14 protein-coding genes are annotated in these 11798 nt (G+C 65.4%); 10 read left to right on the top strand and 4 right to left on the bottom strand.

The window, feature by feature from the left end:
- The first annotated feature begins 235 nt into the window (after positions 1-235).
- The gene (locus ACT3TS_RS18950) at positions 236-739 is read left to right on the top strand and encodes a DUF6328 family protein (RefSeq protein ID WP_444533087.1); all 504 of its coding nucleotides are present in this window, start codon (positions 236-238) and stop codon (positions 737-739) included.
- 33 nt (positions 740-772) lie between these two features.
- Here the strand turns inward: ACT3TS_RS18950 and ACT3TS_RS18945 are convergent, their stop codons facing one another.
- A complete protein-coding gene (locus ACT3TS_RS18945) occupies positions 773-1324 on the bottom strand; it encodes a DUF488 domain-containing protein (protein ID WP_444533086.1) in 552 nt (183 codons plus the stop codon).
- Positions 1325-1676: 352 nt separating this feature from the next.
- Between ACT3TS_RS18945 and ACT3TS_RS18940 the strand changes: the two genes are divergently transcribed.
- From ACT3TS_RS18940 to ACT3TS_RS18930, 3 genes are all read left to right on the top strand, one after another.
- Positions 1677-2297: a hypothetical protein gene (locus ACT3TS_RS18940; RefSeq protein WP_444533085.1), complete on the top strand. Its 621-nt coding sequence runs from the start codon at positions 1677-1679 to the stop codon at positions 2295-2297.
- Between the two features lie 204 nt (positions 2298-2501).
- Positions 2502-2768 (top strand): DUF7218 family protein, encoded by a 267-nt coding sequence (locus ACT3TS_RS18935; protein WP_444533084.1) that lies wholly within the window; start codon positions 2502-2504, stop codon positions 2766-2768.
- 70 nt (positions 2769-2838) lie between these two features.
- Positions 2839-3315, top strand: coding sequence for a hypothetical protein (locus ACT3TS_RS18930; protein ID WP_444533083.1), 477 nt, complete (start codon positions 2839-2841; stop codon positions 3313-3315).
- Between the two features lie 6 nt (positions 3316-3321).
- Here ACT3TS_RS18930 and mtnN read toward each other — a convergent pair whose 3' ends face one another.
- On the bottom strand, positions 3322-4080 hold the full coding sequence (gene mtnN, locus ACT3TS_RS18925; protein ID WP_444533082.1) for a 5'-methylthioadenosine/S-adenosylhomocysteine nucleosidase: 759 nt from the start codon (positions 4078-4080) through the stop codon (positions 3322-3324).
- Positions 4081-4275: 195 nt separating this feature from the next.
- On the opposite strand from mtnN, the gene ACT3TS_RS18920 reads away from it, so the two are divergent.
- Positions 4276-4632, top strand: a complete 357-nt coding sequence (locus tag ACT3TS_RS18920; protein ID WP_444533081.1) for a DsrE family protein — start codon at positions 4276-4278, stop codon at positions 4630-4632.
- On the opposite strand, the gene ACT3TS_RS18915 is transcribed toward ACT3TS_RS18920, so the two are convergent.
- Positions 4617-5549: a LysR family transcriptional regulator gene (locus ACT3TS_RS18915; RefSeq protein WP_444533080.1), complete on the bottom strand. Its 933-nt coding sequence runs from the start codon at positions 5547-5549 to the stop codon at positions 4617-4619. The two genes, ACT3TS_RS18920 and ACT3TS_RS18915, sit on opposite strands and share 16 nt — an antisense overlap.
- 69 nt (positions 5550-5618) lie before the next feature.
- Here ACT3TS_RS18915 and ACT3TS_RS18910 point away from each other — a divergent pair, with 69 nt between their 5' ends.
- From ACT3TS_RS18910 to ACT3TS_RS18895, 4 genes are all read left to right on the top strand, one after another.
- A complete protein-coding gene (locus ACT3TS_RS18910) occupies positions 5619-6608 on the top strand; it encodes an EamA family transporter (RefSeq protein ID WP_444533079.1) in 990 nt (329 codons plus the stop codon).
- 214 nt (positions 6609-6822) lie between these two features.
- Positions 6823-8229, top strand: coding sequence for an aminotransferase-like domain-containing protein (locus ACT3TS_RS18905; RefSeq protein ID WP_444533078.1), 1407 nt, complete (start codon positions 6823-6825; stop codon positions 8227-8229).
- Positions 8230-8354: 125 nt separating this feature from the next.
- A complete protein-coding gene (locus ACT3TS_RS18900; protein ID WP_444533077.1) occupies positions 8355-9386 on the top strand; it encodes an aldo/keto reductase in 1032 nt (343 codons plus the stop codon).
- A 5-nt stretch (positions 9387-9391) separates the two neighbouring features.
- Positions 9392-10096 (top strand): M23 family metallopeptidase, encoded by a 705-nt coding sequence (locus ACT3TS_RS18895; protein ID WP_444533076.1) that lies wholly within the window; start codon positions 9392-9394, stop codon positions 10094-10096.
- 81 nt (positions 10097-10177) lie between these two features.
- On the opposite strand, the gene ACT3TS_RS18890 is transcribed toward ACT3TS_RS18895, so the two are convergent.
- Positions 10178-11143 carry an FAD-dependent oxidoreductase gene (locus ACT3TS_RS18890; protein ID WP_444533075.1) on the bottom strand — a complete coding sequence of 322 codons (966 nt, stop codon included), beginning with the start codon at positions 11141-11143 and terminating at the stop codon, positions 10178-10180.
- 252 nt (positions 11144-11395) lie between these two features.
- Here ACT3TS_RS18890 and ACT3TS_RS18885 point away from each other — a divergent pair, with 252 nt between their 5' ends.
- Positions 11396-11773, top strand: coding sequence for a YciI family protein (locus tag ACT3TS_RS18885; protein ID WP_444533074.1), 378 nt, complete (start codon positions 11396-11398; stop codon positions 11771-11773).
- Positions 11774-11798 lie beyond the last annotated feature (25 nt).

Below are 11798 nucleotides of genomic sequence, written 5' to 3'. Positions count from 1 at the left end.
CAGGCGGGAAATGCTCGGGAAGTCCCTCCTGCATGTCCGCTGCCGTGGTGTGCAGGAGCGATGTCTGGGGAGTCAAACTGCTGTGCCCCAGGTGGCATGGCAGGTGCGAATCATTTTCAACTGCTATTCAATGCGGAGGAGCTCAATTAGGGTGGGGCCAAGGAGACGCCGCCACCGTGGAGAAGATGACGGGCGCGGATGCGGATTGACGAGACTTCAACTGAAAGAGGAAACGATGGATTCCCAGCAGGCCGATGGGCAGGAAGTTGGGAGCGCGTCAACAGGGCGCGACGAGACACCCAATGAACAGCAGGACCGCAATTGGGATGACGTCCTGCAGGAACTGCGCGTCATGCAAACAGGCGTGCAAATTATTGCGGGATTCCTGTTGACGTTGCCCTTCCAGAGCCGTTTTGCCGACCTGGACTCGACCGCGCTCACCATTTATTTGGTTCTGGTGATCATCGCAGCTGGGACAACCTGCTTGATGCTCTTGCCCGTGTCCTTGCACCGCCAACTATTTAGACTGCGTCAAAAAGACAAGGTGGTCGCCGCCGGACACCGGATAATAAAGGCCGTCCTGGTCCTGGTCGGGCTGTTGATTACCGGCACCACAACGTTGATCTTCTATGTGGTCGTGGGAAGCTTCAGCGCCATCATTGTCGCCTTGGCCTTCGCGGTCGGGCTCATCTGCGGACTTTACCTCTACCCGCGAATCGCCCGGCGCGGCCATGGTTGAGGAAACCAAACTTCGACGGTTGGATGGAGGGGCCTACTTTTGGGGCGTGCCTTGGCCTGCCGGTTCGGGCGGATAAGTGATGTTTGTGTGGTCAACTCGGGCGAAGGACCGCAAGACATGGGCAGTTGCGTTCTTTTCGGTCATGATGTCCAGCACCGTGACGCCCCGCACCAACAAGGCGTCGCCGATCATGGAACGGTGGCAGCGCCACGGCACAGCTTCCGCGCACATGATCACCAGGTCGCTGTGCTTTCCCCGGGCCACGAGGTTGTCAACGGCCTCCGAAAACTCCGACGTTTGCATGTAGTCGGCATACCCCTGAAACGACTTGTTGCGCCAGCCGCCATTGAGACTGTCCTTGCGTACATGGCGCAAGCCGCCAAGCGATTCAGCCCTGCGGTAAGTAAGGCCCGCAGCCCGCAAGCTGCCAGCCAGCGCGTCCTCCATGAACTGTGGATTGTGCCTGGATTTGGGAATCGTCCGGACGTCCACCAGTTTCTTCACCCCGTGTGCTTTCAACAGTCCAATGAATTCATCTATTGGATGCGTGGAATGTCCAACCGTGTAGATAGTAGTGTCGCCCATCCCATCACCGTATCCAGTGGCAGTCCTGTGCACAATGACCATGCACAGCGACTCTTCACATCGGCAACGACCGCACAATGCAGGAAACACGCGGCTGCGCCGGGAGCAGCTGCACGTTTTCGCGTGCACTGTTTCTGCCGGGAGGGGAAGTGCCCCCGCCCCTTCGACCCGGAAACCCGCGAAACAGTAAATTACGGCTGTTTTTTAAGCCCTCACAGCCCCGGATTGCATCAGCTGCTGTGCAATCGCGTGTTGACGGTGCATGATGGGAACAGCCGCGCTGCAGTATTCAGTCTGGGCAGTGCCGGCTCGTGTGAGCTATCTTGACCGCAACGATGGGAGATGGATTGTCATGGACACCACAACTTTGATTTGGGTAATTGTCGCGATCGTCGTCGTTTTGGCCATTGTCGGGATTTTACTGGCAATCGGCACCAAGCGGCGTCGTCGGTTGGCCGAAGAACAAAAGGAGCAAGAGCGCCGGCAGGCCGCCAAATTGCGCGACGAGGGCAAGGGCGCCGCGCTCGATGCCCGTGAGCGGCAGGTTGCGGCTGATCGGCAGGCTGCCGATGCTGAGCAGGCCGCGGTGGAAGCCGAACGATTGAAGCTTGAGGCCGAACGCCAGCGCGCTCAGGCCGCCACCGAGGCATCAGCTTCACAGGCGAAACTGCACGAGGCGGACATGCTGGATCCTGATGTAAACGCCCCGCAGTCCGGACGTCAGGAACGCCCGGTCCGTGGCAATGGGGAGCACGAACCCGTCGATGGGGAACAGCCGCGCGAAGAGCGCGTGCGGGAGGGCCAAGCGCCGCAGGAACAGGCGCAGGAGCAGGAACAGGCGCAGGAGCAGCCGCGGGAGGGCCGTGCGGTGCAGGGTCAAGCGCAGGAAGATCGAGTGCCGCAGGACCCGGTGGACGTGGACCCCTCAGCGTCCCATGCGCCGGCGCATCGTCGCACGGTGGAGGACAGCTAGCCATCGGCTCTTGCCTGGCAGGTTTGGTGCTGGACGCCACAAGGCGCCCGGCACCGGCACCGCCGTCGCGCCCGTGGAGCGGGAGAGAAGAGTGTGTGGCTCGGGCAGGGCCTTGCGTCCACGTTACGACGCCTCTAGCGTGGGGAACGCAGCTGCAGCAATTCAGCCACCGGTTGATGTCAACGACGAATGGGGAGTGTGGACATGCCAGAGAAAAAGAACCCAAGCATAAAGGATCCGGAGATGTACGAGGCGCTGCGGGACGACGGCGCATCGGAGCAGAAGGCAGCACGGATTTCAAACGCGGCGGCGAAAAAAGGCCGTTCGGCGGTCGGCCGCAAAGGCGGCAAGTCCGAGTCCTACGACGAGTGGACGGTGGACCAGCTCCGGGGGAAAGCCAAGGAAATCGGACACACCGGATATTCGAACCTGCGGAAACAACAATTGATCGACGCACTCAGGAATTCCTGACAGTTCACGCTTGATGTCAAGCCTCAGGGGCAACCAAAAATTCAGTTGGCACCAATGATGGGAGATTGCAATGTCACAAGTAAATGGCGAACCGGTGGAGATCTCCACCCGGATGCAACCCGGCGAGTGGACAGAGGAAAGTCTGGCCGAACTGACTGGTTCGTACCAGCAAAAGCTGGGTGAGATGGGTGCGCCAGCCGCAGAGATCGTGACGAAGGTGGACCATGCCGACGATGGTTCGGTGCGGGTTCACGTCAGTTGGCAACACCGCGGCTCGCACACCTACGCCAGCCTAAACCAAAGCGTACCCGGCGAGGCCGCCACTGCCAGGGGGAATGGTGAAGCGATCCCTCCCGGCGGGACGAGCGACGACTCGCAAGGGCTGGGCGCGGTGCTGGGCGACGCGGAACGTTCCGCCATTGATGATCCGCCCACCGCACGCGCTGAGGCATCCGGGCAGGAACAAAACGATCCCAAGCTGCTCATCCATACGGATGCCGAGGGCGAAACCTACGTCGAAGAGCAGGACAGCCGGCCCAGGGACTGAACCCTTTCAGGAACCGACGGACGCCGCAGGCAAACGGGACTCGCTGGCGGCAAACCATGTCTCCAGCACTGAAACGGCAATTTCCGCCGACCGTTCCGCTGCGTCGTCGACGTGGGTTGTGAAATCAGCCTCGGACGCCGGGCCGCAAAGGTCCGAGATGCCGCGGATGGCCAGGAAATGCGCCTTGTGGGCGTGGCAGATCTGCGCGATTGCCGAGGACTCCATGTCAGCCGCCAACACCTCGGCAAAGTGCTCCTTGATCACCACTGCCCGTTCCTGACCCACAAATGCGTAGGTGGAAACGACCAAACCATGGTGCACCGTCTGTGCCTTGCGCCGGGCGGGTATGCCGTCGATGCTGGCCGCTGCCAGTGCTTGTGGGACCGGGTAGGAGGCGGGCATGCCCGGCACCTGGCCGCGCTTGTAGCCAAGGGCGCGGGCATCGGCATCGGCGTTGACCGCATCGGTGCCCACCACCACGTCGCCCACGCGGACGGAACCGCCCAATCCGCCTGCACTGCCGACGCTGAGCACCAAGGGTGCACCGTCTCCGGCCGCCAGCAACAAGGCTGAGGTGGCTGCCCCGGCCGCATTGACCAAGCCGATGCCACCACGCACAAAGAGCGCGTTGCGGCCGTTGATGAGCCCGGTCCGGTGCACTGCCGTGCCAAGCTGCAATGGTTCGCTGAGGGCCGTGGCCCGTTCCAGAAACGGGGCGATCTCCGAGTCCATCGCGGCAATGATGATGACGTCGACGGGAATCATGGCTGAAAAAGTGATGGTGGCGTCCTCATTCGAAAGTGGTGAACCGGGCGGCCGGCACCCGGCGGTAAGCTTGTCCAATCGTAACTGGTGGGGCTGGCCCCGCCCGGGCCGAAACGACGACGGCAACTCTGTCCGGCGGGATATGGCAGCCTCCGCCATTGCCAAGCTTAAAAGTTCAATCGAAAGGACAGCTCCATGGTTGAGCGCAACGATGCCCGTCCGGGACTGCTGATGCACGGATTCGGTGCGAGCGGTGAACAGGTGGCGGGTGTTTTTCGCAGCGCCCAGAATGCGGCCGCGGCATTGCCTGGCGCATCCATTGAAATCGTGATTCAAGGGGCGTCCGTCACCGGGCTCGCCGTCGACGGCGGGCTCTCCGGGCCGGTCCGGGAGGTCCTGCAACGCGGCATTGCCGTCCTGGCCTGTGAAAACAGTCTGCGGTCCGCGGCGCTTGATCACGACAGCCTCCTTCCCGGGGTTGGCACCGTACCGTCCGCCGTCGTCCACCTTGCCCAGCGGCAATGGCAGAACTGGGCCTACGTCCGTTTGTAATGCAGCAGCTGCAGTGCAGCCGCGTCCCGAAGCAGGCTGAGGACCAGCGCCAGGGCGGGCCAGGCACTGCGGCCCTGCCTCGTCCTGGCGTAGGCGCGCAGCTGCACCCCGGGACTGTGGAGGGGAAGAATGGTGATACCCGCACGGCCGCGCCGCTCGACGGGGAGCAGCCCAACACCCAGCCCGGCCAAAATGAGGTCCTCGACCAAATCCAGGCTGTCCGACTGGTGCCGCAGGGCGGGCTCGAAGCCGGCCATCGAGGCGATGGTGCGCAGCACCGTCTCGTCGGCGGTGTTGCGGGAGTTTCCAATCCAGTCTTGGTCCCGGAAGGCAGCAAAGACCTGGACTGCATCGGCGCGTCCTCCCGCCGGGGCGAGCTCCGCTGCCGCTGCAGTCGGCACCCCAAGCCCCCAAGGAGTTGTCCACAGCTGGCTCGCCTCAATGCCGGGCCCGGCGTCGTCCGGTGCGAGGTTGTAGTCATACGTGAGTGCCAGGTCGACGGCGTCGACGGCCAGCATCGCCAAGGCGTCCGCCGGCTCGTGCTCGAGCACGGTGATCTTCACCTTTGGATGGTTCCGTGCGAGTTCGCCGATGACAGGCATCAAGGTCTTGCGGATCGCGCTGGCGAACCCGGCCACGCGCAGGGTGCCCGACGGTTCGGCTGTGGGATCCAGATCCTGCCGCGCGGCCTCGACGGCGGCGAGGATCGTCCCGGCGTGCTGGGACAGCCGGAGCCCCGCAGGGGTCAGCCGGACGCCGCGTCCGTCGGCTTCCAATAACTGCGCCCCGGTCTCTTTGGCGAGCAGGGCGAGCTGCTGGGAGACGGTTGACGTAGTCGCACCCAACAGCTCGGCGACAGCCCGCATAGAACCCGTGCGGGACAGCTCATGCAGGTATTGCAGCCTCCGTGTGTCCATGAAATCAATTGTGCATGATTTCTGAACAATATGTTATGGATTCTCACGTGGACATGAAGGAAGTTGGCGTTGTCTACTGGAGTCATGAACTCCGTCTCCACAACTCCCATGCCCGTGCCGGTGAAGCACACAGCAGGTGCAGGCACGATCATGGCCTTTGCCGCGATGTGCTGCGTGCAGCTCGGACTCGCCGCGTCCGTCGGTTTGACAGGCCGTCTGGGGGCCGAGGGTGTTGGCTGGCTGCGGCTGGCCTGGGCCGCCATCATCATCGTGGCGATTGCCCGGCCCTGGAAGATCCGCTTCAGCAGGGCGGCGCTGGGCATGTGCGCGCTGCTCGGTGTGGCCACGGCAGGCATGACGCTGTGCTTCATGCTCGCCGTGGAGAGGATTCCGCTCGGCACGGCAAGTGCCCTGGAATTCCTCGGCCCGCTGTCCATCGCCGTCATTCAAGGCAGGGGAACCGCCCGGTGGTGGGCGCTTGTTGCCGCGGCCGGCGTGCTTGGACTGACCGAGCCGTGGCACGGTGCAACCGACCCGACCGGCGTGTTCTTTGCCCTCGGCGCCGCCGCCTGCTGGGCGGGCTACGTCCTGCTCACCCAGCGGGCCGGCGACGCCGTGTCGGGCCTCAGCGCCTTGGCGATATCCCTCCCTGTGGCCGCGATCGCCGCCACCTTCGTGGTCGGCCCCGGCATTGTCGGAAGGCTCGACTGGCAGCTCGTGCTCATTGGATTCGCCCTGGCTCTGCTGCTGCCCGTCATCCCCTTCAGCCTGGAACTGCTGGCCCTGCGCCGGTTGACGACGGCCGCGTTCGGGACCCTGATGTGCCTGGAACCGGCCATCGCCCTGACCGTCGGACTGACCGTGCTTGGCCAAATGCCGCGCCCTGCCGCGCTGGCCGGGATCGTCCTTGTCATCGCCGCCGGCATCGGCGCCACCCGGACCGGCCGCCGCCCACCCGCGGCCGGAGTGGGCAATGGGCAGGATGACAGCGGGCAGGGTGGCACTGGAAAGGGTGACAGCGGGCAGGGGCAGCGGGAAATTGTGGGTACGACGGCGTGAGCCGCCTGCCGCTGGAACTCAAGGCACGTCCCGCCGCCGCACGTCCCGCCGTCGTGCGTCAGGCCGAGGCCCCAACAAGACAGGCCCTGGCAGGCCAGGCGCCAGCACGTCATGCGAAGCCCGGACGGAAGTGCCGGGCCCTTTCCTTCCGGCGGCATCCGCAACCGAGGGTAACAATCTTGACGAGGAATAAGTAACGCTATCTAATATGAGCGTGACCAGTGATAACAGAGCTTCCGAGATTGCCGCGCTTCTTCAGCTCCAGGCAGGCGCCATGCAGCCGGGGGACAAGCTGCCCCCAGTCAGGACGCTGTCGAAAACGTATGGCGCGAGCCCGGTGACGATCACCGCGGCGATCACCTCGCTCACGGCCCTCGGCGTTGTGCGGGCCGAACCCGGCCGCGGCACCTTTGTGGCCGGGTGGGACGGGGCCGGGCGGGACGTGGCGCAGGAGCCGGACTATGCGTGGCAGTCATCAACGCTGGGACGCTCCCGCGTCGATCCAGTCCGGGCGGACCAGAGCCGCGCCGGCCGGCCCGGGGCGAAGGGGACCGCCGACCACGTCCAGCTCTCCTGGGGCTATCTGGCGCCCGAGCTCCAGCCCTTCGATGAACTGCGCACGCTCGGCGCCCGGTGCGCCAAAAGCCACCGGGCCTGGACGATGGCACCGCCCATGGGGCTGCCGGAACTGCGCAGCGCCTTCGCCGCCGGGCTCGGCGCCGATGCCGGCGACATGCTCATCATGCCCGGCGGGCAGCAGTCCCTGGTGTTTGCCATGCGCACCCTCGCCGATCCCGGGTCGACGCTGATCACCGAAAGCCCCAGCTATCCGGGGGCAGCATTCGCCGCCCAAGCCGCCGGCCTGAATCTTGCTGCCGTGCCCGCGGACGCCGACGGGATCCGGCCCGACAAACTCGCCGACGCGCTCGAACGAACACACGCCCAGCTCATCTATCTGCAGCCGAACTACGCCAACCCCACGGGGTCCGTCCTCAGCCCCGGGCGGCGGGTGGAGGTCTTGGAACTGGCCAAACGCCACGGCGCGTTCATCATTGAGGACGACTGGGCCCGGCACCTGTCCCTTGAGGGCACGGCGCCTGCGCCGCTGTTCACGCAGGACCCAGACGGGCACGTGGTCTCGATCGCAACCCTCAGCAAGCCGGCTGCCCCGGGTCTTCGCGTGGGCGCCATTGCCGCGCGGGGGCCCGCCGGCGAGCGCCTGCGCACAGCCCGCATCGCCGACGACATGTGCGTTCCGGCGCTGACCCAGGAGATCGCGCTCGGGCTGCTGGCCTCCACCGCCTGGCCGCGCCACCTTAAGCGGCTGCGGACGGGACTGCGCGAACGGCGCGACGCCATGGTCGCCGAAGTGCAATCCTCGATGCCCGGCGCACGGGTGGAGATCATTCCGACCGGCGGCATCCACCTGTGGGTGAAATTGCCTGCAGGAACTGACTCGACGTCGCTGACCGCAGCCGCCCAGGATGCGGGGGTGCTCATCGGCGACGGGAAGCAGTTCTATGTGGACGAACCTCCCGCCCCGTACATCAGGCTCTCCTACAGTGCCGCTTCCATTGCCCAGATCGCCCAGGGCGTCCGCCGCGTGGCAACGCTTCTGTAGGGCTGTGATGCCCCATCCGTCGGGCGGGCCCCCCGCTCCGGCCCCTCGCGCAGGCCGGGCCAAGGTTCTAGGGTGGGATGTGGGCAGCCACAGCGGCCCGCACACGTCAAGGAATGGGGCACGTCTTGGAATATCGCACTTTGGGCAACAGCGGCGCCGTGGTTTCAAACTACGCACTGGGCACCATGACCTTCGGGGCGGAGGCCACCGAGGAAACCTCCCATGCCATCCTTGACGGCTATGTGGCTGCCGGGGGCAACTTCCTCGACACCGCGGACGTCTACACGGCCGGCGCGTCCGAGGAGATCATCGGCCGGTGGCTGAAGAAGCGGCCGGATGCCCGGGACAGCGTCGTGCTGGCCAGCAAGGGCCGCTTTCCCATGGGCACGTCCCCGAACGACGTCGGAACGTCCCGCCGCCATTTGACCCGCGCCTTGGATGATTCGCTGCGCCGGCTGGGGGTTGAGCAGATCGACCTGTACCAAATGCACGCCTGGGATCCCATCACGCCCCTGGAGGAGACGCTGCGCTTCCTCCACGATGCCGTCAGCTGCGGCAAGATTGCTTATTATGGCTTCTCCAATTTCCTGGGCTGGCAGCTGACAAAGGCCGTCCATGTGGCCCGCGCCCACGGCTGGAACATGCCTGTCACCCTCCAACCCCAATACAGCCTGCTGGTGCGGGAGATCGAGTCGGAAATTGTGCCGGCAGCCCTTGATGCAGGAATCGGCCTGCTGCCCTGGTCGCCGTTGGGCGGGGGCTGGCTGACGGGCAAGTACAAGCGGGACGAACCGCCGACAGGGGCCACGCGCCTGGGGGAGAACCCGGCCCGCGGCATGGAGGCCTGGCGGGAACGCAACGACAACCCCCGCACCTGGGATGTGCTGGGGACCGTGGCGGACATCGCCGCGGACCATGGTGCCAACTCTTCCCAGGTTGCACTGGCCTGGGTTTCCAGCCGCCCCGCAGTCACCTCTGTCATCCTGGGTGCCCGCACCATCAAACAACTGGCAGACAACCTTGCCGCCGCGGAGCTGGAGCTCTCCAAGGGGGAGATTCAACGCCTCACGGCGGCCAGTGAGCCGCAACTGGGCGTCTACCCTTATGGTCCCAAGGCGCGGGAGCAGCGCAGCCGGAAGCTCGAAGGCGGCAGGTAACGTCAATGCCACGGCCAAGCGCCCCCGTCCGGCTCCTGCTGCCGTTCAACGGGAAGTGGCTGGCTCAAAACAGCCCCCTTCGACGAGTCCCCAGCCACGGCACCGAGCTGCTGGCCCAGAGCCACGCCATCGACTTCGTCGGCGTCGACGACGCACACCGGAGCGCGCCCCTGCGCGATTGGCGGACGATGCTCGCCACCGAGCCGCCCGAACGCTTCTTCGCCTTCGGCCGGCCCATCCTGGCACCTGGCGATGCAGTTGTGGTTGAAAACCACGACGGCGAAGAGGACCACCCGGCGCGCAGGTCGCAGTTGGCCCTGGTGCCCTACATGCTGGGCCAACGGTCCCGCCTCAGGCAGGGCGTGGCGGCCGTGGCGGGGAACTACGTCATCATGGAGCTGCGCGCCAGCGCCAGCAGCGTGTTTGTGGCCCTCGTCCATCTCCGCTCAGGCACCATTCGGGCCAGGGTTGGCGAGCAGGTGGTGGCCGGCCAGCAGCTTGCGGCGTGCGGCAACTCCGGCAACTCCGGCAACTCGACCCAACCGCATGTGCACATCCAGGCCATGGACAGTCAAGACATCCACCTTGCCCGGGGCCTGCCAATCGAGTTCAGGAACTTCCGCGAATGGCGCCGTGGTTCACCGGGAACCCTTGACCAGGTGGCAGGACTGCCGGCCGAGGGGGCTGTCGTCGAGCCCATGCACCGCTGACGACGGCCGAATCCAGGACGCCACGATGCCGGAATGCCGGATGCGCGGATGGCTGCCCTGATGCGCGCTGGCATTCATGCGTCAGGCGAGGGCGAGCGTGGCAGCCTCGCGGGCGCAGCCCCACGACAGGCTGACACCACTTCCACCATGCCCGTAATTGTGCACGCACAGGGCATTGTCCAAGCGTTCCACTTCCACACGCACCGACGGGCGCCCGGGGCGCAGCCCGGCTATGACGTCGACCACGGCGGCGTCGTTGAGGCGTGCTTCGGCCCGCCTGCAGCGTTTCAGAATCCGCTGGGAGATGTCGGGGTCGGGCCTGCCGCTCAGGCGGCCGGGGATGCTGACGCCGCCGCACACCACCCGGTAGCGATGCGGGACGTAGCTTGTCAATTCCGAACCGGCGGTCAATTCCATGAAGACTGTGTCGAGCCCGGGATTCTCCAGCACCACGTGCTGGCCAAACACCGCCGTCATGCTGCCATCCCGGGCCAACTCCCGGGCACCGAGCCCCGAGCAGTTGAGAACAACCGGTGCAACCACGGCCGCCTCGGCAAGGCTGCCAACTTTGCGAAGCTCCACCGTTCCGCCTGCCCGTTCCAGCCGCAGCAGCAAATACGCAAGATAGCGGGGCATGTCGACAATCGGCATGGTCGAGTGGAATCCGGCGCTGAAACCGTGTGGAAGTTCGGCTGCGGTGCAGGGACGCAGATCCGGAATAAGACCCACCGGGGGAGGCAGCTTGGCTCCCGTTGCTGCCGGCACGTCGCCGGCGGTCAGGACCGGGGCCATTCGGACACCGGACGCCGGGTCCAGTGCCAGCTTCCGGAAGTCGGCAAGGGAACGTGCCGTCCATTCCAGCGTCTTGGCTGCGGGTTCCTGAAACGACGGGCCCCACATGGCACCTGCCACTGCCGAGGTCGTATCCGACGGGTATTCCGACGTCCAGACGAGCACCTCACGCCCGGCTTCGGCCAGGCACACAGCACTGGTGAGGCCGCTGACGCCAGCGCCCACAACGACAACCGGATCATTTCCACGAACCATGCGTCCAGCGTAATTCCGCAGTACCGGGGCAGGCAAAACAATTTTTTAGTCCCGGCCATCACGGCCGGGCGGCACGAGTCCCGCCAGCCGGCCGTGATGGCGGCGCCACTGCGCCGGTTGGACGATTTGTGCGCAGGGTGTCGATCAGGATGGCGCTCAGTCGTCATCACTGTGCACGTGCGGGGCACACGCTCAGGTGCGGAATCCGCCGTCGTTCATGGACGGTGGGACAGGAATGAAGGAGAATTAGCCATGCGCTACACACTGTTACTGCATTATCCGGAGGTGGACGCCGCCTCATTGGGCGCGGAGGTGATCGCGGAAGGACAGCGCGCGTTCAGCAGCTACGCCGAAACCCTCCAGCGGGCCGGGGTCCTGATTGGGGCCGAGGTGCTCCAGCAGTCGTCGAACACCACGACGCTGACCATGGCGGACGGTGCCCTGCACGTGCAGGACGGCCCGTTCGCCGACACCAAGGAGCAGCTCGGCGGCACTTTTGTGATCGACGTGCCTGATCTGGATGCCGCGATTGACTGGGGCAGGCAGGCACCTGCCATCGGCTGGGGAGCTGTCGAGGTGCGCCCGGGTGCCACCTACACGGTCGATGGTGCCTGGGCACCAAATACGTGAGTCCACCGGGTCTGGGCAGGGAGGC

Origin of the sequence: Specibacter sp. AOP5-B1-6 (assembly GCF_052376555.1) — a bacterium.
Taxonomy (GTDB): domain Bacteria; phylum Actinomycetota; class Actinomycetes; order Actinomycetales; family Micrococcaceae; genus Specibacter.
This window is presented reverse-complemented; position numbering and strand designations above follow the sequence as displayed.

What these genes read in the sequence shown, in the direction of transcription:
- ACT3TS_RS18950 (WP_444533087.1), top strand. Translation starts at nt 236, where the DNA reads ATGGATTCCCAGCAGGCCGATGGGCAGGAAGTTGGGAGCGCGTCAACA.
- ACT3TS_RS18945 (WP_444533086.1), bottom strand. Translation starts at nt 1,324, where the DNA reads ATGGGCGACACTACTATCTACACGGTTGGACATTCCACGCATCCAATA.
- ACT3TS_RS18940 (WP_444533085.1), top strand. Translation starts at nt 1,677, where the DNA reads ATGGACACCACAACTTTGATTTGGGTAATTGTCGCGATCGTCGTCGTT.
- ACT3TS_RS18935 (WP_444533084.1), top strand. Translation starts at nt 2,502, where the DNA reads ATGCCAGAGAAAAAGAACCCAAGCATAAAGGATCCGGAGATGTACGAG.
- ACT3TS_RS18930 (WP_444533083.1), top strand. Translation starts at nt 2,839, where the DNA reads ATGTCACAAGTAAATGGCGAACCGGTGGAGATCTCCACCCGGATGCAA.
- mtnN (WP_444533082.1), bottom strand. Translation starts at nt 4,080, where the DNA reads ATGATTCCCGTCGACGTCATCATCATTGCCGCGATGGACTCGGAGATC.
- ACT3TS_RS18920 (WP_444533081.1), top strand. Translation starts at nt 4,276, where the DNA reads ATGGTTGAGCGCAACGATGCCCGTCCGGGACTGCTGATGCACGGATTC.
- ACT3TS_RS18915 (WP_444533080.1), bottom strand. Translation starts at nt 5,549, where the DNA reads ATGGACACACGGAGGCTGCAATACCTGCATGAGCTGTCCCGCACGGGT.
- ACT3TS_RS18895 (WP_444533076.1), top strand. Translation starts at nt 9,392, where the DNA reads ATGCCACGGCCAAGCGCCCCCGTCCGGCTCCTGCTGCCGTTCAACGGG.
- ACT3TS_RS18890 (WP_444533075.1), bottom strand. Translation starts at nt 11,143, where the DNA reads ATGGTTCGTGGAAATGATCCGGTTGTCGTTGTGGGCGCTGGCGTCAGC.
- ACT3TS_RS18885 (WP_444533074.1), top strand. Translation starts at nt 11,396, where the DNA reads ATGCGCTACACACTGTTACTGCATTATCCGGAGGTGGACGCCGCCTCA.